Annotated in this window: 15 protein-coding genes and 9 pseudogenes; 14 read left to right on the forward strand and 10 right to left on the reverse strand. The window is 73.2% G+C overall.

The genetic code is table 11. The annotated features are described in order from the left end of the window. Positions 1-145 precede the first annotated feature (145 nt). Positions 146-712 carry a hypothetical protein gene (locus FF86_RS31435; protein ID WP_095211974.1) on the reverse strand — a complete coding sequence of 189 codons (567 nt, stop codon included), beginning with the start codon at positions 710-712 and terminating at the stop codon, positions 146-148. After that, complete coding sequence (locus FF86_RS03470) at positions 709-1917, reverse strand: molybdopterin-dependent oxidoreductase (protein ID WP_199865454.1); 1209 nt, start codon at positions 1915-1917, stop codon at positions 709-711. The genes FF86_RS31435 and FF86_RS03470 overlap by 4 nt, the downstream gene beginning before the upstream one ends. A 147-nt stretch (positions 1918-2064) precedes the next feature. Between FF86_RS03470 and FF86_RS03475 the strand changes: the two genes are divergently transcribed. From FF86_RS03475 to FF86_RS03505, 11 genes and pseudogenes are all read left to right on the forward strand, one after another. Beyond that, a complete protein-coding gene (locus FF86_RS03475) occupies positions 2065-3579 on the forward strand; it encodes a glycosyltransferase 87 family protein (RefSeq protein WP_044886796.1) in 1515 nt (504 codons plus the stop codon). 9 nt (positions 3580-3588) lie between these two features. After that, positions 3589-4305 (forward strand): TetR/AcrR family transcriptional regulator, encoded by a 717-nt coding sequence (locus tag FF86_RS03480; RefSeq protein ID WP_044886797.1) that lies wholly within the window; start codon positions 3589-3591, stop codon positions 4303-4305. An 84-nt stretch (positions 4306-4389) separates the two neighbouring features. Then, a complete protein-coding gene (locus tag FF86_RS63580) occupies positions 4390-5190 on the forward strand; it encodes a DUF1918 domain-containing protein (protein ID WP_044886798.1) in 801 nt (266 codons plus the stop codon). 205 nt (positions 5191-5395) lie between these two features. Next, a pseudogene (locus tag FF86_RS03490) lies at positions 5396-6407 on the forward strand (NAD(P)-dependent alcohol dehydrogenase); the annotation flags it as partial. 995 nt (positions 6408-7402) lie between these two features. Next, positions 7403-7528: a hypothetical protein gene (locus FF86_RS61815; protein WP_255355687.1), complete on the forward strand. Its 126-nt coding sequence runs from the start codon at positions 7403-7405 to the stop codon at positions 7526-7528. A 726-nt stretch (positions 7529-8254) separates the two neighbouring features. Further along, on the forward strand, positions 8255-8393 hold a 139-nt coding region (locus FF86_RS61820; RefSeq protein WP_396229754.1), incomplete at its 3' end, for an SAM-dependent methyltransferase. Between the two features lies 1 nt (position 8394). After that, positions 8395-9073 (forward strand): annotated as a pseudogene (locus FF86_RS03495) (SAM-dependent methyltransferase); the annotation flags it as partial. Positions 9074-9129: 56 nt separating this feature from the next. After that, on the forward strand, positions 9130-10410 hold a 1281-nt coding region (locus FF86_RS39520), incomplete at its 3' end, for a GGDEF domain-containing protein (RefSeq protein ID WP_242418096.1). 1 nt (position 10411) lies between these two features. Next, positions 10412-11343, forward strand: a pseudogene (locus FF86_RS39525) (putative bifunctional diguanylate cyclase/phosphodiesterase); the annotation flags it as partial. Between the two features lie 105 nt (positions 11344-11448). Continuing rightward, positions 11449-11821 (forward strand): AMP-binding protein (locus tag FF86_RS39530; RefSeq protein ID WP_242418097.1); only part of this gene is annotated, 373 nt, incomplete at its 3' end. A 1-nt stretch (position 11822) separates the two neighbouring features. Continuing rightward, positions 11823-12996 (forward strand): annotated as a pseudogene (locus tag FF86_RS03505) (AMP-binding protein); the annotation flags it as partial. A 10-nt stretch (positions 12997-13006) separates the two neighbouring features. Here the strand turns inward: FF86_RS03505 and FF86_RS03510 are convergent. Continuing rightward, the gene (locus tag FF86_RS03510) at positions 13007-13786 is read right to left on the reverse strand and encodes an enoyl-CoA hydratase (protein ID WP_044886802.1); all 780 of its coding nucleotides are present in this window, start codon (positions 13784-13786) and stop codon (positions 13007-13009) included. A gap of 124 nt (positions 13787-13910) precedes the next feature. Between FF86_RS03510 and FF86_RS03515 the strand changes: the two genes are divergently transcribed. Both FF86_RS03515 and FF86_RS03525 read left to right on the forward strand, forming a co-directional pair. Continuing rightward, positions 13911-14390 (forward strand): MOSC domain-containing protein, encoded by a 480-nt coding sequence (locus FF86_RS03515; RefSeq protein ID WP_044886803.1) that lies wholly within the window; start codon positions 13911-13913, stop codon positions 14388-14390. 735 nt (positions 14391-15125) lie between these two features. Further along, on the forward strand, positions 15126-15608 hold the full coding sequence (locus tag FF86_RS03525; RefSeq protein ID WP_044886805.1) for a polyketide cyclase: 483 nt from the start codon (positions 15126-15128) through the stop codon (positions 15606-15608). A 241-nt stretch (positions 15609-15849) separates the two neighbouring features. Here the strand turns inward: FF86_RS03525 and FF86_RS64940 are convergent. From FF86_RS64940 to FF86_RS03550, 7 genes and pseudogenes are all read right to left on the reverse strand, one after another. After that, positions 15850-16242 (reverse strand): annotated as a pseudogene (locus FF86_RS64940) (arsenate reductase ArsC); the annotation flags it as partial. 446 nt (positions 16243-16688) lie between these two features. Next, the coding region (locus tag FF86_RS39540) for an HAD hydrolase-like protein (protein WP_242418098.1) at positions 16689-16955 on the reverse strand (267 nt) is incomplete at its 5' end. A gap of 1 nt (position 16956) precedes the next feature. Continuing rightward, a pseudogene (locus FF86_RS39545) lies at positions 16957-17095 on the reverse strand (TIGR01458 family HAD-type hydrolase); the annotation flags it as partial. 1 nt (position 17096) lies between these two features. Beyond that, a pseudogene (locus tag FF86_RS39550) lies at positions 17097-17474 on the reverse strand (TIGR01458 family HAD-type hydrolase); the annotation flags it as partial. A 65-nt stretch (positions 17475-17539) separates the two neighbouring features. Next, positions 17540-18402 (reverse strand): cytochrome P450 (locus FF86_RS39555; protein WP_242418099.1); only part of this gene is annotated, 863 nt, incomplete at its 5' end. A 1-nt stretch (position 18403) separates the two neighbouring features. Next, positions 18404-18892 (reverse strand): annotated as a pseudogene (locus FF86_RS39560) (cytochrome P450); the annotation flags it as partial. Positions 18893-19065: 173 nt separating this feature from the next. Beyond that, a partial coding sequence (locus FF86_RS03550) for a nuclear transport factor 2 family protein (RefSeq protein ID WP_255355688.1) occupies positions 19066-19570 on the reverse strand: 505 nt, incomplete at its 5' end. A 170-nt stretch (positions 19571-19740) separates the two neighbouring features. Between FF86_RS03550 and FF86_RS39565 the strand changes: the two are divergent. Beyond that, positions 19741-20087, forward strand: a pseudogene (locus tag FF86_RS39565) (helix-turn-helix domain-containing protein); the annotation flags it as partial. Between the last annotated feature and the right edge of the window lies 1 nt (position 20088).

The raw sequence follows: 20088 nt of genomic DNA on the forward strand, positions 1-20088 counted from the left end.
CTGCTGCGCCGCGCCGGGCAGTTGCTCGCCCCGACCGGCCAGGTGCTCGTCGAGGTCGAGCCGCCGGGGACTCCGACCGGGCCCGTCCGGCTCCGGCTGGAGGACGCCACCGGCCGCATCTCCAAGCCGTTCGCCTGGTGTCTGGTCAGCCTGAACGAGCTGGCTGTTCTCGCGCCGGCCGCCGGCCTGCTCGTCGCCGGGTCCTGGCAAAGCGCCGGCCGCCACTTTGCCGCCCTGGGCCGCGACCGGCGCCCGGACGCCCGCGCCGCGCCGCCACCGCCCGGCCTGCCATGATGAGCGCGGCGCCGGCCCAGACCGCGCCGAGGACGATGGCGAGGTTGCGGCCGTAGGCCAGCGGGTTCACCGAGGGGTTGTCCGCGGACCCGCCGTAGCCGCGCCACAGCGGTAGCGACGCCAGCGCCACCGACCCGCTGACGAGAAGCGCGCCCTGCACGACGGCACGGTAGGGCGCCGGGACGAGGCGGCTGAGCGCGAAGCCCACGATCATCGTCGCTGGCACCAGCAGCGCGTCGTGGACGACGATCCCGCCGATCAGCCAGGCGCCGGCGTTCGTCGGGCGCGTCGCCCGGGACATCGACAGCAGGCCGTCGACGCCGTAGCCCAGGGCCGCGAGCCCCGCCGCCGCCAGCACTACCCGTAGGGCGAGCCCGCCGACGCTCGGCCCGCTCCTGCCCACACCGCCGTTCGTCACAGCATCACCACCCGGTGCACCCACTTCGTCTGCAGGACGCCGGGCCGGTCGGGTGCGATGAGCCGGACCGGGTAGCCGTGGTCGAGGTCGAGATCGGCACCGTCGAGACCGGTGGCCAGCAGGGTCAGTGGATCCCGGGCATGGGCGGGGCGCACCTCGCTGGCCCGGTAGCCGCCGCGCGCCTCCAGCGACTCGACCCGGACGGTGGCGTCGGCGGGGATGAGCGCCGCGTCGAGCAGGTCGCGCAGCCGGGGACCGTGCCAGGTAGCGTCCGCCGACCAGCCCTCGACACAGGTGATCGGCAGCCGCACGGTGTGGCGGGGCAGCGCGTGCACCTCGGCGAGGCGGTAGACGACCCGCCGGGCGCCGATGACCTCCAGCCGGTACTCCGGATCGCGGGCCGCGGCGGCGACCCGGGCGGCCCGCGCGGTCCGGTTCACCGGGAGCCCCTGCGGGCCGAGGTCGGGCCGGCGGGGCGCGAGCAGGTCGAGCGGTGCCAGCGCCGGAACCGACTGGCCGGCCGTCGTCACGACGATGACGGCGGCCGCGGTGCCGGTCGCCACCGCCAGCCCGCGGCGGGTGAGCCCGCCGGTCGGCGGGCCGGCGTCCTGCGGGTCTGTGCGGGAAAGGTCTTCGTATCGATTTCGGCCCACGTTCGCGCGCACGACGGTCAGTTTCGCGGCTATATGCACGACCAGGGCGCCGATGGTGATCCAGGCGATCCAGTAATGGGTCACGGTGAAGAAGAAACGGAACCGGTACCACTGTGCGATGTTCGCGATTCCGGTCGCGAGCTGGAAGAGAGAACCGGCGATCAGCGGCACGATCGTGAGCCGTTCAAGGGCATGCCCGACGGATCGCAGCGGCGGCCATCCCCACAGCCGTGGATACACCGTCCACAGCTTCACCAGCAGCAGCGGGACGCTGGCCAGACCGGTCATGACGTGCAGACCCTGCGTGACCCGGTACAGCCAGACCGGCCGGGAGGGCCATTGCAGCCAGTCCGGCGGGTGTTGCATGAAATGTGACACGAGCCCGGTCAGGAAACAGGTTCCGAAGGCGATCCCGAGCGCGATGCCCAGCAGCGACGCCACTCGCGGATCATGCAGCGTGCTCGGGAAAGCCCCAGCCCGCAGCGGACCGCGGCGCGCCGCCGCCGGTGGTTCAGGCAGTCTTGCGGAAAGCAGGCGGGCCCCCTTGGTCAGCCGGCCGGTGAACACGCGGGGAAACCGTTGCACGAGAGGAAACGTAGGCCGCCGCAACCGGAATCCGGCCTGATCGTCGCCTTACGGAACGAGGAAGTCGGGCCTCGATACCCGGGCGTCCCGCCGCTGTCCTGCGAGGCTTGGCGCATGCCGTCAGCCGCCGCCGTGCCGCGCAGCCGTCCGGACCGCGCCCTGATCGGTGCGGGCATCGGGCTGGCGGGGGTGCTCGCCACGCAGCTCGCCGTCCGCGCGGCCCCCGGCTACCTGCCCGGCCGGGCCGGCGTGTTGCCCGGGGTGCTGGTGTGGTGGGTCCTCGGGGTCGCGACGGCCGCGTCACTGGTGCGGTCGGCGAACCGGCGGGCCGCCGCCGGCATGCTGCTGGCCGGGATCCTCGCCGTGCACGCGGTCGCGGCGACCGGACCGCCCCAGCTCTCCGACGACCTGTACCGCTACGCCTGGGACGGCCGGGTGCAGGCCGCCGGCATCGACCCCTACCGCTACGGCCCGCTGGACCCGCACCTGACCGGGCTGCGCGACCAGTGGCTGTTCCCCGATGCCGCCGGCTGCGCGGCGATCGAGCGGGGCCCGCACTGCATCCGCCTCAACTACCCGCGGGCGCACACCATCTACCCGCCGGTGGCGCAGGCGTACTTCACCGCCGTGCACTACCTGCCCGGCCCGCCGCGGGAGCACAAGCTCCAGCTCTACGGCTCGCTGCTGTCGCTGGCGCTGACCGGCCTGCTGATGCGGATGCTCACCACCCGCGGGCGGGACCCCCGGTACGCGGCGTTCTACGCGCTGTCGCCTCTCGCCGGCCTGGAGGTCGGCTCGGACGCGCACGTCGACGTCCTCGGGGCCCTGCTCGCGATGGCCGGCCTCGCCGTGCTCACCCGCCGCTCCGTCCGCCCGTCGGCGGCACCGTCGACCCCGTCGCAGCCGACCCCGTCGCAGCCGGCGTCGCCGTCACGGCGGCGGGCGGCGGCGGCCGGGGCGCTGCTCGGCGCCGCGGTGGCGGTGAAGCTGTACCCGGCGCTGCTGCTGCCGGCCGCCGCCCGGCGTCGCCCGGCGGCGCTGGTCGGTGCCGCGGCCGGGGTCGTCGGGCTGGCGTACCTGCCGCACCTGCTCGCCGTCGGCACCGGCGTGCTCGGGTTCCTCCCGCAGTACCTCGACGTCGAGGGTTACGGCCAGGGCGCGCGGTTCCTGCTGCTCGCCGGCGTGCTGCACCTCGGCGGGTCGGCGGCGAAGGCGGTCGCGGTGGCGGTGCTCGCGGCGGTGACGGTGGCCGTGTGGCGGACCGACCCCGGCCGGGTACCCCCCGAACGGGCGGCGCTGTGGCTGGTGGGCGCGGCGTTCCTCGTCGCCACGCCGGTGCAGCCCTGGTACGGCGTGCTGCTGGCGGCGCTCGCCGTCGTCGCCGGGCGGCTGGAGTGGCTCGCCGTGGCGGCCGCCGCCCATCCCGTCTATGTCTCCCTGTTCACCGATCTACCCGGCGATGCCTGGACCCTGCGGGTGGCCTCCTACGCGGTGGCCGCCGCCGTCGTCCTCGCCGTGACCGGCCTGCGCCACCGGCTCGCCGGCGCCGGCCCGCGGGTGCACCGGGACGCGGAACCGAACTGGCCCGCGCTGCCGCTGGATTCTGGAGTGACGGCTCCAAAGAGGTAGGGTTCGTCGATGAGCCCACCCGTCCCCGGCGGCGCCGGCGGCCAGGACGGTCGCCGGATCACCCGCAAGGGCCAGGCCACCCGGGCGCGGATCGTCGAGGCCGCCGCCGGGCTGATGTACGCGCAGGGCGTCGCCGGCACCAGCACCGAGGATGTCCGCGTCGCCGCCTCGGTGAGCAGCTCGCAGCTCTATCACTACTTCGCGGACAAGAACGCGCTGGTCCGCGCCGTGGTCGCCTACCAGACCGAGGCCGTGCTGGCCTTCCAGCAGCCCCTGTTCAGCCGGCTGGACAGCCTGGCGGGGCTGGCGGCCTGGGCGGACACGCTCGTCGACTTCCACCTCGGTCGGCACCTGCGCGGCGGCTGCCCGCTGGGGTCGCTCGCCAGCGAGCTCGCCGATGTGGATCCGGTCGCCCGCGAGGCCCTGGCGGCGGCGTTCGCCCGCTGGGAGGCGGCCATCCGCCAGGGACTGGCGGCCATGCATGCCCGGGGCGAGCTGCGCAGCGAGGCGGACCCGGAGCGCCTCGCCCTCACCCTGCTCGCCGCGGTGCAGGGTGGCCTGCTGCTCGCCCAGACCCGCCGCGAGGTGGCGCCGCTGCGGATCGCCCTCGACACCGTGCTGGACCACATCCGCTCCCTCGTTTCCGACGTCGTCCGTCCGTATCCGGTCGGGTCGGCCTCGGTCGTGGTGACCTCCGGCGTCCCGGTTCGGGTCGAACGGCACTGACCTGGGCGTTGTTCATGCCGGAGGCTGGAAACCGCCAACAGCCGAACACGACTGCGCATAGGCGCGCAGGGCGGAGGAGGAGCAATGGCCGGTGTGCGGTTTCCCCGTCACAAGCCCGTCACGGTGCCCCGCGAGATGACCATCGTCGAGGCGGCCCGGTGGATGGACGTGCAGGGAGTGGGATCACTGCTGGTCATGGACGGCGAGGACCTCGTCGGGATCGTCACCGATCGGGACCTGGCGCTGCGGTCGCTGCGGCGGCGCATCCCCTTCGACGGCCGGGTCGAAGCCGTGATGACCCGCGGCGTCGTCACCCTGGACGTGGACGCCGACCCCGCCGACGTGGTCCGCATGTTCCGCGAGCACACCGTCCGGCGGCTGCCGCTCACCGACAACGGCCGGGTGGTCGGCCTGATCGCGCTCGACGACGTCGTCGCGGCCCCGGCGTCGGCCGCGGTGCCGGCCGGTCGGGCCACCGGTGGCTCCGGGGCGGACGCGGCCGCGGCAGCCGCCCCGGCCGGCCGGGGGTCCACCGCCGAGCTCGCCGACCTGCCGGGGCTGGCCGATCTCGCCGCGGCGGTGGCCGCCGAGACCCCGCGTTCCTCGCACGAGGGCGGGCTGCCCGGCCCGAAGACCGTCACCTGGCTACCCGAGCCCCGGCTCGGCCGCTGGCGAGCATCCGTCGGCGATCGGCTGGTCGTGGCGCCGCCGAACCCCGACCGGCCGCCGTGCGGCGGGGAGATCCTGGAGGTCCACTCGCCCGCCGGCGACCCGCCCTACCTGGTCCGATGGGGCGACGGCGGTCATGCCACCTTCGTCTACCCGGGTCCGGACGCCGAGGTGGAACACCGGCGCAGCAGCACCGGCCCGGTGGCGCCGGTCTGATGGCCGCGGTCGTCGGCCGCGNCTGGCCGGTTGGCCGGTGACGGTGGTCGCGGGGCTGGTGACGGTGGGCCACCGACCCGCGATCGACCCGCGGTGATCCGCCAGGCGGCGGGGAACGAGGATGGGCCTGGTCCGCGCAGGAGCACGGGCTACGACGAGGGGGAGAGATCATGCGCGCGCTTCAGATCACCAAGTACCAGTCGGNGCCCGAACTCGTCGAGCTGCCCGACCCCGTTCCGGGGCCAGGCCAGGTGCGGCTGCGGGTGGCCGCCGCCGGCGCCTGCCACAGTGACCTGCACCTGATGGAATGGCCGGCGGAGCAGATGGTCGGGCAGGGCCTGCGCCTGCCGTTCACCCTCGGCCACGAGTCCGCCGGCTGGGTCGACGCCGTGGGCCCCGGGGTCAGCGCGGTACGGGTGGGTGACGCCTGCGCCGTCTACGGGCCCTGGGGCTGCGGGCACTGCCGAGCGTGTGCCCGCGGCGCCGAACAGTACTGCGAGGTCACCCACGGGATGGGTGGCCCGGGCCTCGGTGGGGACGGCGGTATGGCCGAGTACCTGCTCGTCGACGACGTGCGCCACCTCGTCCCGCTCGGCGACCTCGACCCGGTGGCCGCCGCGCCGCTCACCGACGCCGGGCTCACCCCGTATCACGCGATCCGCAAGGCCCTGCCGCTGCTCGGGCCGGGCTCGACCGCGGTGGTGATCGGGGCCGGCGGCCTCGGCCACCTTGGCATCCAGATCCTTCGGGCGATCACCCCGGCCCGCGTCGTGGCCGTCGACGTCGCCCCGGGCAAGCTCGTCCAGGCGCTGGAGCTCGGCGCGCACGCGGCGGTGCCGGCGGGCGAGGACGCGGCCGCCGCGATCCGGGCGCAGACCGCCGGCGGCCTGGGCGCGCAGGCCGTGTTCGACATGGTCGGCAGTGACGCGACGATGGCCACCGCCGCGGCTGCCGTCGGGGCCGAGGGACGGGTCACCGTCGTGGGCCTGGCCGGCGGGGCTCTGCCGTTCCGGTTCGGGACGGTGCCGTTCGACGTTGACGTCTCGCTGCCGTACTGGGGCACCCGCGGCGAACTGTTCGAGGTCCTCGACCTCGCCCGCGCCGGTCTGATCCGGGCCCACGTCGAGACCGTCCCGCTGGCCGACATGCCGGCCGCCTATGACCGCCTGCGCGCGGGCGAGATCTCCGGCCGCGTCGTCATGGTCCCCACGACCTGATGCGGGCGACGACAAAAGGAATCGAAGGACAGCGCGGGTCTTCCTAAACTCTGCCGGGTGCAGATTGATGGTCGCGTGGTGGCCCGGTACGAGGTGGCCGACGAGGACCGCGGCTGTGGAAGCCGGGCATCGGTGACCTCGTCCGGCTTCGGACCTGGGACATCTTCGCCCGGTTCCTGCCTGGGCGCGGCAATCTCGTCGATGTCGGCGGCGGGCCGGGAACGCACGCCGCGCACCTTGNCGAGCAGGGTTATGACGTTCTTCTGGTCGACGTCAATCCCAGTTGACCTATCAANCCTGACCAGGCGTTCCCTCACGTCGGTCAACCAGCGGAGCGAGGTCGACCCTGGCAGGCCGCTCGAGCCTCCTCCGAGTCCGTGGGGGCAACAACCTCATCGCGCGCCTGGATGGGATGCGAAGGGCCCCTCTCGTACCACGCGGTGATCTACCCGGCGGCGCCGATGAGGGTAAGCCTGGGCCTGGTCTACTGTGGAGAGGGGAAGAGCACTCTTCGACGCGAGGACCTGTCTGGGAGGTTGGTGTCGAGGATGAGTGGTATGCCATCCGGCGGGCCGCCCCCGGGCTCGCGGTACGACGACGTGCGTCCCTACGCGGTCGCGAACTCTTTGGACGAACTGGAGGGTCCGACATCGGGAGTGGTGGTTCTGGACCGGTGGCTGGACTGGTCGGGCTCAGCTCGGTACGACCTGACGAACCCCGGCCGTCTCGCACGGATGTACGAGACGGTGCTCCGGGAGGCGTCCAGGACTGCGGATCTGTCCCGCTGGCTGGGACCGACGCGCGGACTTCCCAGCCGCCGTCGACGCGGTCATCGTGGCCTAGCGGGCAGACGGTCTCGAGGTCGCGACCGAACTCCGGACCGAGCTGATCGCGCGGCTCCACGTGACCGACCCGAGCAAGCCTGACGAGGTCCACCGGGTGGAACTGGTCGCCAACTGGCGGATCCGGGCTTCGACCGCGGCCATTTCGCCGCCATGCTCGGGCAGATCGCCCGGCTCGACGATGCCGACGACTTCGCCCCCTACGGGGTGACCCCCACCTACGTCGCTGATCTACGCGAACGCGTCGTCGCCTGGCGTATCGAACTCCTTGAGAAATGACCATTGAGCGCCTGCTGGGAAGTGGTGAAGCCTGGTCCGACTTCGACCGCCACCTCAGCACCGGCCTCAGCCAGGACCCGGCCCGCAGGTTCGATGGCGGATTCTGGGCGTACTTCCACCGTCCCGACGAGCTGCGCGTGGAGCTCGACCTCGCCGGCTTCCGCGACGTCCGGCTGACCGAAGCCGAACCCTCGATGCTCGGAACGAGTGCGCACATCGTGGGCGTCAGGGTCGTCGGTGACGTCGGGCTGGCCACCGACGGCGCTGGCGCGGTTCCGCGGAACCGTCGGGACCGGGCCAGGCTCTCGCGGTGGCAGGTCGTGCCGTGGGGCAGGGTTCCACAGGCGCGAAGATCATCCAGGTCGGAGACGGGGCGCAGTGCTGTACGGAATGTACGGTCTGCGGGCCCAGGCCGTGCAGAACGCACCGCAATGCGGCCGCGGTGGCCTCACCGCGATCACCGTCCTGCGCGACAGGAACGGGCCACCACGGAGCGCCCACACACCAACCCCTGACGCTTCACAAGTAAAGACAGGCCCTGACGGGCTCCCGCTCGGTCCGGCGCAGGTGAGTGCACCTGTGGGTGGGGTGACGGGCCGGGCGATCCGGACGCGGGGCGTCCGTTCTGCGTAGTCATGGGTACCCCGTGCGGTGACGAAGGTTGCGGGGGTGGACAATCCACTCACGGTAGGTCGTCGATCGGACCGCGCAGGGGATGAGTGGATGATGGATGAAATGCCCGGGTGGGCCGCGGGTGTCGACGTCGATCGGCCGAGCGCCGCGCGGATGTACGACTACGCGCTCGGTGGCTCGCACAACTTCGCCGCGGACCGCGAGGCCACCCAGGCGGTGATCGCGGCGTTCCNGGACGGGCCGCTGGTGGCGCGGTCGAACCGGCTGTTCCTGCACCGGGCGGTCCGCTTCCTCGCCGCCGAGGCGGGGATCACCCAGTTCCTCGACCTCGGCTCGGGCGTGCCGACCGTCGGCAACGTGCACGAGGTCGCCCAGGGGGTCAACCCGCAGGCGCGGGTCGTCTACGTGGACATCGACCCGGTGGCCGTCGTCCACTCACGGATGCTGCTCGCCGACAACCCGCTGGCCGCGGTGCTGCAGGCGGACATCCGTGAGCCGGCCTCCATCCTCGGATCGAGCGAGGTCACGAGGTTGCTCGACCTCTCTCGGCCGGTCGCGGTGCTGATGGTCACCGTGCTGCACTTCGTCGCCGACGGGGACGACCCGGCCGGGATCATCGGGGCCTTCCGGGCGGCGACGGTGCCCGGCAGCTACCTGGCGGTGTCCCACGTGACCGCCGACGAGCGGGCCGAGCAGGTGCACGGCGCGGGCAAGGTGTACGAGTCGACGCCGACCGGGGTCACCCCGCGATCCCGGGCCACGATCGCCGGCCTGCTCGCCGGCTACGACCTGGTCGAGCCGGGGCTGGTCTACCTGCCGTCCTGGCGGCCGGACGAGGCGCACGGCGGGCTCGACCCGCTGGCGGCCGACCCGAGCCGGGCCGTGGCGCTGGCCGCCGTCGGCCGTCGATAGTCCATCCGACAGGCGTGGAGAACAGGTACCTGTCCCCGGCTGCCCGCAGGCGCGGGGTGGCGCGTTTCGCGCAGGTCTGGGCGCGTGCCATCGTCGGTGCGAGCTACCCGGCCACCGGTCTGCTCGCCGTCGAGGAGCGGCTGCTCGGCCTGACCGAACGGCTCGTCGACGCCCTGCTCGACGAGCCGTTGGCTGACGAGCCGTTGGCTGACGAGCCCTTCGGCGTGGAGCCGCTCGCCGGGGAACCGGCCGCGGTCGGGGCCGCCGTCGCGGACTACACCTACGGCGCCGCGGACGCACTGGCCGCCACGATCCGTGTCTGCGGCGCCCAGCTGCTCGCCGAGCTGGGCCTCGACGCGGACGACGAGCTCACCGGCCGCGTCGCCGCCCTGCAGGGAGCCCTGGCCCACGGATACACCCGCGCCCTGCGCGAGCGGATCCTCGCCGGTCAGGACTCGATCCACCGCGCCGCCCACCAGGCCACCGATGCCCGGTTCCAGATGATCTTCAACGGGGCGGCGATCGGGATCGTGCTCGCCGACGCCGCCGGACGGATCGTCGATGCCAACGATGCCTTCCTGCGGATGCTCGACGTCGCCCCGCACCGCGTGCGCGGCCGGGGGCTGCACGAGTTCGCCCATCCCGAGGACGCCGCCGGCCTGCGCGACGCCCACGCCGCTCAGCGCCTCACCGGACCGGCGCACCTGCGCACGGAGCTGCGCTTCGCCGGGTCTGCCGGCGACCCGGTGCGGGCGGAGCTGACCACGTCCTGCCTGCGCCGGGCCGACGGGCGCGGCGAGGTCCAGCTCTCGATGATCGTGAATGTCACCGAGCGCCACCGGTTACAGAGCCAGTTGCGCCAGCAGGCCCGCCACGACCCGCTGACCGGGCTGCCCAACCGGACGGTGCTCGTCGAACGAGTCACCGAGCTGATGGCCGCGGAGCCGGACCGGCGCCTCGGGCTGTGCTTCATCGACCTCGACGGATTCAAGGCGGTCAACGACAGCCTCGGGCACGACGCCGGTGACCGGCTGCTCGTCGCGGTCGCCGGGCGGATCACCGGCGCGCTGCCCGCGGGTCAACTCCTGGTCCGGATGGGCGGGGATGAGTTCGTCATCCTCCTCGCCGACACGTCCGGCATCGACGACGTCACCGCCACCGCCCGGGCCGTGCTCGCGGCGCTGGCGGAGCCCGTCCGGGTCGGCGACCAGGCGTTGTCGATCGGCGCCAGCATGGGTCTGGTCGAGCGACCCGTGGCCGACGGCGACCTCGCCGACCTGCTGCGCGCCGCCGACATCACCCTCTATCAGGCCAAGGACGCCGGAAGGGGGCGGTGGNCCGTCTTCGACGCGGAGCGCAACGCCCGCCAGGTGACCCGGCACACCCTGTCGACCATGCTGCCCGGCGCCGTCGAGCGGGATCAGTTCATCGTCGTCTATCAGCCGATCGTCACCCTCGGCGAGCAGTCCGGGGCTGATGGGTCTGACGGGGCTGATGGGGCTGATGGGTTGATGATCGGGGTGGAGGCGCTGGTCCGCTGGCGGCATCCCCGGTTCGGGCTGCTCAGCCCGGAGGCGTTCATCGGCCTGGCCGAGGAGACGGGCCAGATCGTTCCGCTGGGTCGCCGGGTGCTCGAGCTGGCCTGCCGGCAGGCGGCCCGCTGGCGCGAGCTGCGCTCGGACGGCCCGGGCGCGCCGTACGTCAGCGTGAACCTCGCCGCCCGCCAGACCCGCGAGGCCGACCTGGTCGACCAGGTCGCGCGGATCCTCGACGAGACCGGACTGCCGGCGGAGCTGCTTCAGCTCGAACTCACGGAGAGTGCGATGATGGGCACGGCCGGCGAGCCGATGCGGGCCCTGGACAGCCTCGCCGCGATGGGTGTGCGGATCGCCATCGACGACTTCGGCACCGGTTTCTCCAACCTCGCCTACCTGCGCCGGCTGCCGGTGCACACCCTCAAGCTCGCCGGGCCGTTCGTCGACGGCTTCGGCTCCGCTCGCCAGCACGATCCGGATGGCGAGAAGATCGTGCGGATGCTCGTCGAGCTCGCCCATTCGCTGCGCCTGACGGTGACGGCCGAGGGTGTCGAGACCGCCGCCCAGGCGGAGCGGTTGTGTCAGGTCGAGTGCGACAGCGCCCAGGGCTACCTGTTCGCGCCGCCGCTACCGCCCGATGAGATCACCCGCCGGCTGCGTGCCGGGTCCTCGACCGTCTCGATGCTGCCCACGCCTCGGGCGATCGGGGCCCCCACCTCCCGTTTTGTCTCGTGAGCACATGCTCTTGACGTGGCATGTGGCCGCCCTAACATCGTTTACTACGTAAACGGCGCATTGCGGGGCCGATGCCGGCGGGTGCGGCCCGACAGGGAGGGTCATATGCCCCAGGTCGCGGCGATGCTCGGCGAGCCGTCCCAGCATCCGGCGGACCGGCTGGCCGTCGTGATGGCTGACGGCAGCGCGCAGCTCACCTTCGGTGAGCTGGAACGTCGCAGCCGGCAGGTCGCGCACCTGCTCGCGGGCTACGGTCTGCGCCCCGGCGACCACGTGGCGATCCTGCTGCCGAACCGGCCCGAGTACTTCGAGGTCTCCTGGGGCGCGCAGCGCAGCGGCCTGTACTGGACGCCGGTCAACTGGCACCTCACCGCCGAGGAGACCGCCCACATCGTCGACGACTGCGGGGCACGGGTGCTGTTCACCTCCGCCGAGCTGGCCCCGATCGTCAAGCGGGTCCGGGAGTCCGCCGCCCGGCNGGAGCACATCGTCATGATCGATGCCGGGCCGGCCGAGCTCGCCGAGGGCATCCTCGACCACCGCACCGCCCTCGCCGGCCAGCCGGATGGCGAGCCCGCCGGCCAGGTCGAGGGCATCTACATGTTCTACTCGTCGGGCACGACGGGCCGCCCCAAGGGCATCGAGCCGGCGTTGCCGCTCGACCCGTTCGGCACCGGCCTGGCCATCGACCGCGCGATGGTCGGCTCGTTCGGATTCGGCCCCGACAGCGTCTACCTGTGCCCGGCGCCGCTCTACCATGCGGCGCCGACGGGCTGGAGCACCGCGACCCAGCGCCTCGGCGGCACGGTCGTCCTCATGGAGCGCTTCGATCCGGTCGAGGCGTTGCGGGCGATCGAGCGCTACCGGGTCACCCACGTCCAGGTCGTGCCGACGATGTTCGTCCGCCTGCTCAAGCTGCCCGCCGCGCAGCGCACCGCCTTCGACCTGTCCAGCCTGCGCCTGGTCGTGCACGCCGCCGCGCCCTGCCCGCCGGAGGTCAAGCAGCAGGTGATCGACTGGCTCGGGCCGATCGTCTTCGAGTACTACGCCGGTAGCGAGGGCGGCGGCATGTGCGCGCTGACCTCGCAGGAGTGGCTCACCCACCGCGGCTCGGTGGGGCGGCCCGTCATCGGGGTCGTGCACATCGTCGGCGAGGACGGCGCGGAGCTGCCCGTGGGCGAGATCGGCCGGGTCTACTTCGACAGCCCGACCCGGATGGAGTACCACAACGACCCGGAGAAGACCGCCGCCGCCTACAACGACCGTGGCTGGCTCACCCTCGGCGACCTCGGCCACCTCGACGCCGACGGCTACCTCTACCTGGCCGATCGCCGAACCGACCTGGTCATCTCCGGTGGGGTCAACCTCTATCCGCAGGAGATCGAGAACGTGCTGATCCTGCACCCCGCCGTCGCCGACGTCGCGGTGATCGGCGTGCCGGACGCGGAGATGGGGCAGCGGCTGCTCGCCGTGGTCCAACCGACCGCCGAGGCGGTCGTCGGGGCGGAGCTCGCGGCCGAGCTGCAGGCGTTCGGCCGCGAGCGGCTCGCCGGCTTCAAGGTGCCGCGCACGGTCGAGTTCGTCGAGGAGCTGCCGCGGCTGCCCACCGGCAAGCTGCAGCGCATCCGGCTGCGCGAGCGCTACGCCGGCTGAGGGGCGCCCCTCAGCCGTGGTCGGCGCCCAGGCGCGCCCGGTTGCCGGCCATCACCTCGACCCGGCGCTGCTCGATCTCGCCGAACGCCGGCGGGGTCTCGATCGTGCCGCGCGCCTCGGCGGCGCTCGCCGGGCCGGTGTAGGTGGCGATGCCGTCGGCGTAGACCTTCTTCAGCCCGCGCATCATCCGCGGGTCGACCTCGCCCACGGACGCGGCCACCGCCAGCGCCCGATCGCGCAGCTCCCCGTGCGGCACGACCTCGGTGACCAGCCCCATGCGCAGCGCTTCGGCGGCGTCGACGAGCGCGCCGGTCATCGACATCCGCCGGGCGTTGCCGACGCCGACGAACAACGGCAGGTGCGCGGTCAGCCCGCCGCCGGGCAGCACCCCGACGCGCACGTGCGTGTCGGCGAACACGGCGCGCTCGGAGGCGATGAGGAAGTCGCAGCCCAGCGCGATCTCCAGGCCGCCGGTGAACGCCGGCCCGTTGACGGCGCCGATGACCGGGGTCCGCATCCGCGCGACCTGGCCGACGCAGTTGGTGCCCTCGAACTGGTCGAAGTACTTCTTGCCATCCCGCGCGGCCTCCTTGAGGTCGACGCCGGCGCAGAACGCCGGGTCCGCGCCGGTCAGGACGACCACGTGCACGTCCGGGTCCTCGTCCGCGGCGACTAACGCCGAATACAGCGCGGTGACGAGCCCGCCGCCGAGCGCGTTGCGGGCCTGGGGCCGGTTCAGGGTGATCAGGCGCGTGGTGCCGAGCGTCTCGGCGATCAGGATCTCACTCATTCGAGGAGTATTTCCCAGCGGTGTCGCAGCCGCGACCCTTCCCACCTGCGGTGCTGCCGGTGGCGGCGGTGGCCGCCGCGACAGGCGACCGCGCGGGTGTCCGTGGGAGGGTAGCGTCGCCCGCATGGACCGTGGCGGTCGCCTGGTCGGCATCTACACCGCGGCCGGCCGCGGCGCGGCGATGCGGGCCCGCTCCCGGGTGCGGGTGATCGAGGGCCAGGGCCTGGACGGTGACCGCTACGCGGCGGGCACCGGGACCTACTCCGCGTGGGGCGGTTCCGGGCGGGCGGTGACGCTGATCGCCCGGGAGGCGATCCGTGCCGTGGTCGACGACGGTCGGGTCACGCTCGCCGAACACGAGACGCGGCGCAACCTGGTGACCGAGGGGATCGACCTGCCGGATCTGATCGGCAGGGCGTTCCGCGTCGGGGATGTGGTGCTGTACGGCGCGCGGCCGTGCCCGCCGTGCGGCTATCTCGAACGCCTGCTCGACCGCCCGGGCCTGTGGCGGGCCCTCGCCGAGCGGGGCGGCCTGCGGGCGGACGTCATGCGCGGAGGCACGGTCGAGCTCGGCGCCGCCATCGTCCCGCTGTTCACCGGCTGAACAGCCCGGATCAGTCGTCGATGCCGNGGACGCCGGGAAGTCGGTGCCGGGCAGTCGGGGAGGCGACAGGACCGAAACCTACAGCGTCGTGTTCGTCGCGGAGCGAGACCGTAGGCTGAGGCGGTGTCGTCTTCGCGTGCTTCCGGCGCTTTGAGATCGCGGGCCGTCCCGCCGTCCGGCCGTGCGCGGCCCNCCGGGCGGCCCGGGCGGCTCCTCGCGGGTGGCCTTGTGCTCGGGTGTGCCGTCGGGTTCGGGGCGGTTGCGGCGGGGTGCTCCTCCGACGGGTCCGGCGCGGCGGCGGACGTCCGGATCACCGGCTGCGAGCGCGACCCCGACAACCACCGGGCGGTGGTGACGGGCGAGGTGAACAACGGCTCGTCCAAGCGGTCGAACTACGTCATCCAGGTCGACGTCAAGGCCAACGACAGCAAGATCGAAAGCGGGTTGGCGTCGCTGTTCAAGGTGGACTCCGGCGCCCGCAAGACGTTCACGGTCCGGCCGGTGGGCGCGGACGTCCCCAGCGACACCAAGCTGACCTGCACCGTCGCCCACGTCGGGCGGATCGCCGCCGAATAGCGGCCGGACGGGCCGCGGTGGCGCGGGCCGAAGGGCCGAGCCGGGGCGCCGGCAATCGCTTGTCCCCGGGTACCAAGGCGGCATACACAGGGATCGGCGCTGGACCAGCGTCACCAGCAGCGAGCAGTCGCTGGCCCGGGTGATCCGTGGAGGATGCCGATGTCCGACTCCGAGCGTGTGTCCGTCCAGCGGCGGGTGCCGGCCGCCGCGAGCGAGATCTTCGCGCTCATCACGGATCCGCACGGCCATGTGCGCATCGACGGCTCCGGGATGCTCGTCGCCCCGGTCGACGCTAAGCGCCTCGAGCAGGTCGGCGACACCTTCGAGATGGACATGGACCGCGAGCCGCTCGGCGACGTCCCCCTCGGCCGCTACAAGGTGATCAACACGGTCACCAGGTTCAGCCGGGACGCGCAGCTCGAATGGGGCGTCGCGGGGGTCGGCATGCCGAACGTCGGTCACGTCTACGGCTACCTGCTCGACCCCGTCGACGCGACCACCACCGACGTGACGTCCTACTGCGACTGGAGTGGGTCGCCCGAGCGGTGGAAGGCCCGGATCACCTGGCCGGTCGTCCCGGTGGCGTCCCTGGAGAAGTCGCTGGAGAACCTGGCCCGCGTCGTCGCGGCGTCGGCCGGCTGACCCCCGGCGCCGCGCGGTCAGGACCGGGCGATGTCGGCTGACCGGTGGTCGAGGCGGTCCGGTGCGGGCGCGGCCGGGGCGGGGCGGCGGGCAGGCGGCGTGGGCCGGTCGGGCCGCCGGACGGCTGGTACGCACCCCGACCCGGCTGGTCGCGGCCCGGCTGGTCAAGGTCGAGCCGATCACTGCCCGGCTGGTCAAGGTCGGGCCGGTCGCGCAGCAGGCCGACCCGGGCGGCGACCCCGAGGCTGTACAGCAGGGAGCGCACCCGGGAGTCGATCTCGTCCCGGATCGGCCGGACGTCCTCGAGGGGCTTCTCCGCCGGGTCGTCGAGCTCCCAGGTGAGGTACCGGGTGTGCGGGTAGATCGGGACGGTGTCGCCACAGCCCATGGTGATGACGACCGACGCGGCGCGCACGGCGTCGTCGGTGAGCCGGGTCGGGCAGGCTCCGGACAGGTCGATGCCGACCTCGGCCATGGCCGCGACCACCGGCAGATGCAGGGTCGCCGCGGGCGCGGGGCCGGCGGAGCGGGCCTGAACCCGGCCGCGGCCGTGCTGGTCGAGCAGCGCGGCACCCATCTGTGAGCGTCCCGCGTTGTGCACGCACACGAACAGCACCTCGGGCGGGCGCTGCATGGGCACCATGGGCTGGGCGGGTCGCAGCGGGGCGGTGTCGACGGACAACGAGTCGACGGACAACGAGTCGACGGACAACGAGTCGACGGGCGTCGAATTGATGGACGTCGAATTGATGGACATCGAGTCGGACGGCGAGCGCCCGGTCATCGGGGCCACGGCGTCAGAAGATGCGGGGCGCGCCAGGAACGGCGCCNCCGATCGGACCAGCGGAACCCCCCGCAGGCTGACCCGACGGTGACGGCGCCCCTGCCGCCGGCCGCATGGACGGGTGTCTCGCCCGGTGCTGACCCGCGCTGCCCGAAGGCGTCCGCGCGCTGTCGCCGGTCCGTGGTGTCCACGCATGAATTTCAGGCATTCATCCCATCTTACAGGGACGTGCCGGGCTGTCATGGGTGAAACCCGCAGCAGCGGCGGAGACCGGCCGACGACCGCGCCGGCCGGTCTCAGCCGAGACCGTCGAGCAGCGCGGGGAGATCGGCGAACGAGTCGATGACGTGGTCGGGACGCCCGGAGGCCGCCGCGAGGGTGTCGGACCGGAACTTGCCGGTGCGGACCAGCACCCCGGTCAGTCCATGGCGGGCGGCCGCGAGCACGTCGTGCTCGACGTCATCGCCGATCATGACCGCCTCCGCGGGCCGCGAACCGAGCGCGCGCAGCGCGGTGGCGAAGAACTCCGCCGCCGGCTTGCCGACGACGACCGCCGGCCGGCCNAGCGCCTGCTCCAGACCGTGCAGGTAGGCGCCGGTGTCAAGCTGGAGGCCGCCGCTGGTGCGCCAGAACAGGTTGCGGTGCAGCGCGACAAGGGGCACGCCGTCCGTCGCCCAGGCGAAGACCTGGTTGATCGCCTCGTNGCTGAACTCCGGCCCGGCACCGCCCAGCACGATGACATCCGGCCGTTCGCCGGGCACGCTGAGCGCCACCCCCTCGAGATCGGCGCGGATGTCCCCGCTGGTGAGCACGTGGCAGCGGGCGGCCGGGTGGTGCTGGCGCAGGTAGGACGCGGCCATGGCGGGCGCGGTGAACACCTCGCCGGGGTCGACCGTGAAGCCCGCGGCCGCGAGCGTCGCCGCGATCGACGCCCGGTCGCGGGAGGTGGTGTTCGTGACGAACGCGACGCCGAGCCCCACCGCCCGCAGCCGGTCCAGCGCCTGGGGCGCGCCGGGCAGCGCCTGCCAGGACACCGTCAGCACGCCGTCGATGTCGATGAGCACGGTCCGGATGCGCTCCATGCCGCCGAGACGCTACCGAGTCCGCCGCCCCCGCCGGCCGGCGGGGGCGGCGCGCACCGGTCCGGTCAGCTCGGCCGCCGGGAATGTGCGGTCATCGGCAGCCCGTCCCGCGGGCGCAGCGTGACCAGCGGATGGGGGACGACATCGAGGCCGGGCACGGGCCGCAGCGACCGGTGCCGGGCGATCGCGGCGAGCGCCAGCGCCCCCTCGGCCAGCGCGAACGTGTTGCCGATGCACTGGCGGGGACCGCCACCGAACGGGAAGTAGGCGAACCGTGGACGCTCGGGCACCGCCTCGGTGTCGGTGTCGGTGTCGGTTGTCGCCGCGCAGGGGCGCAGCCAGCGGGTCGGATCGAACCGGTCCGGGTCCGGCCACCAGCGCTCGTCGCGGTGCACCACCCACTGGCTGAACAGCAGCGTGGAACCGGCCGGCAGCAGGTGCCCGCCGACCTCGCGGTCCTCGGTGAGGTGCCGGCCCATCGCCCAGACCGGCGGGTAGAGCCGCATGGCTTCCTGCAGCACCGCCTGGGTGTACTCCAACCGGGGCAGATCGTCGATCGTCGGGGGCCGCCCGCCCAGCACCGTGTCGAGCTCGGCCTGCAACGCCCGCTCGGCCTGTGGGTCGGCGCCGAGGAGATGGAACGTCCAGGACAGCGCGTTTGCCGTGGTCTCGTGCCCAGCGAGCAGCAGCGTCAACGCCTCGTCGCGGACCTGGGTGTCGTCCATCCGCGCACCGGTCTCGGCGTCCTGGGTGAACAGCAGCAGGGAGAGCAGGTCGTCGCCGGTGGCGCCGGCCGCCCGCCGCCGGGCGATCAGGCCGTAGACCATGCGGTCGAGGGCGTCGCGGGAGGCCCGCCGGCGGCGGGAGGCGGGCAGCGGCAGCCGCTCGGCGGCGGTGAAGCCGGGCAGGACGCGGCGACCCGCCGCCGNCATGTTCTCGTGCAGCGCGGTGCGGACGACCTCGATCAGGGCGTCGTCGAGCGGCACGTCGAACAGGGTGCGCGCGACGATCTCCAGCGTCATCTCGGACATCTCGGCGTGGACGTCGAGGCGCTGGCCGTCGCGCCAACGGCGGGCGGTGGAGTCGGCGATCGCGGCGAACGCCGCGCCGTAGCCGGCGATCCGCTGGCGGTGGAACAGCGGCTGCATGAGCCGCCGGTTCGTGCGGTGGGTCTGCCCGGAGCTGGTCAACAGCCCCCGGCCAAGCAGGAGCGACAGCGGTTGGACGACCGTCAGGCGCCCGCCGCGACCGCGCCGCGCCGCCCCCTTGGCGTAGGCACGGTGGCCGCCGACCAGGGCGTCGGCGATCGCCTCCGGGTCGCTGACCAGGTAGGCCGACACGGGCCAGGCGGCGAGATGCACCACCGGGCCGTAGGCGCGGCGCAGGTCGAGGAACCGGGTGAGGGGATCGGACCGCATCCGGCGCAGGGCCGCCAGCCCATTGCCGGCCGGCCCGGGCACCTCCGCCGCCGGGCGTGGTGCCACCCGCACAGCCGGATGCTCAGTTGACACGGTCACTTCGCTACCTCCTCGGACGTCCCGACCCTCGTCAGGGTGGCCCGCCGGGATGCGAGGCAGATGTGAGCGGGACGTCACCTCGGCCGGGGGCGGGCCGGCGTGGCCACAGCCGGCGTCGCCACCGCCGGGGTGGCGGCGGCCGCGTCGGTGATTGCCGCGTCGGTGATCGGGGCCGCATGTGCCTCGGCGATGCCGGCGGCGGCGAGCCGGTCGAGGGTCCGGGCCAGGACCGCGGTGTCCTCCAGGGTCCTGACCTCGGTGATCTTCCCCCAGCGCATCCGCATGAACTGCATAACGACGTTGTCGTAGCGGGAGCCGTCCGGCAGGCCGGCGTCGACCGTGACGCGGGTGGCGATGCGGGTCGACCAGGGCCATCCGGCGACGAGCACGTCGTCGACCTGGAAGGTCGTGCCGGGCAGCAGCCGCTCGGTGCGTTGCCACCACAGCCGTAGCGCGGCCGCGGTGTGGCGCTCGCCGGACAGCGCGTGTTCCCCGTAGAAGCGGTAGGTGAACGTCGGCGCCATTCCGGCGATCATCGACTCCCAGTCGCCGGCGCTGATGGCGGCGAAGGCGGCGCGCNCCCTGCCCGCCACGATGCGGTGGTACATCGGCCCTCCTGCTTTCGCTGGACCTGCGGGTCCCGGCGGTGGCGCCGGCCGCGGCGAGATCCACGCTAGCGGCAGTAAGTTCAATAGTGCAACCCGCTAGGCTCGGGTCATTGGTCGATATCCTTGTCGTAGAATGGAGGCATGTCCCGCTACCGACTTTGTCCGACTGTCGAACAGGCGGCTGTGCTGGAGGACCATTGCGGGCATGCGCGGTACGTGTGGAACCTCGCCGCGGAGCAACAGTCGTCGTGGAATCTGCGCCGCGGCCCGGCCCCCGGCTACAATGAGCAGTCGCGCCAGTTGACCGAGGCGCGTCGGGAGAATCCGTGGCTGGCGGCTGGTTCGCATATTGTCCAGCAGTAGGCGTTGCGGGATTTCGCCACGGCCATGGCGAATTTTTCCGGGGTTCGCATCGTAGGCCGTCGTGGCGGAAACGTGGCCGGTCGGAGGGTTTCCGGATTGTCGCGGTGAAACCCGCGGATGTGCGTN

The sequence above is a fragment of the Frankia sp. CpI1-P genome (assembly GCF_001421075.1).
Classification (GTDB): domain Bacteria; phylum Actinomycetota; class Actinomycetes; order Frankiales; family Frankiaceae; genus Frankia; species Frankia torreyi.

Excerpts from the sequence above, each read along its gene's own strand:
- FF86_RS03480 (WP_044886797.1), top strand. The coding sequence starts at position 3,589 with ATGAGCCCACCCGTCCCCGGCGGCGCCGGCGGCCAGGACGGTCGCCGG.
- FF86_RS03510 (WP_044886802.1), bottom strand. The coding sequence starts at position 13,786 with ATGAGTGAGATCCTGATCGCCGAGACGCTCGGCACCACGCGCCTGATC.
- FF86_RS61815 (WP_255355687.1), top strand. The coding sequence starts at position 7,403 with ATGCTCGGGCAGATCGCCCGGCTCGACGATGCCGACGACTTCGCCCCC.
- FF86_RS03525 (WP_044886805.1), top strand. The coding sequence starts at position 15,126 with ATGTCCGACTCCGAGCGTGTGTCCGTCCAGCGGCGGGTGCCGGCCGCC.
- FF86_RS63580 (WP_044886798.1), top strand. The coding sequence starts at position 4,390 with ATGGCCGGTGTGCGGTTTCCCCGTCACAAGCCCGTCACGGTGCCCCGC.
- FF86_RS03475 (WP_044886796.1), top strand. The coding sequence starts at position 2,065 with ATGCCGTCAGCCGCCGCCGTGCCGCGCAGCCGTCCGGACCGCGCCCTG.
- FF86_RS03515 (WP_044886803.1), top strand. The coding sequence starts at position 13,911 with ATGGACCGTGGCGGTCGCCTGGTCGGCATCTACACCGCGGCCGGCCGC.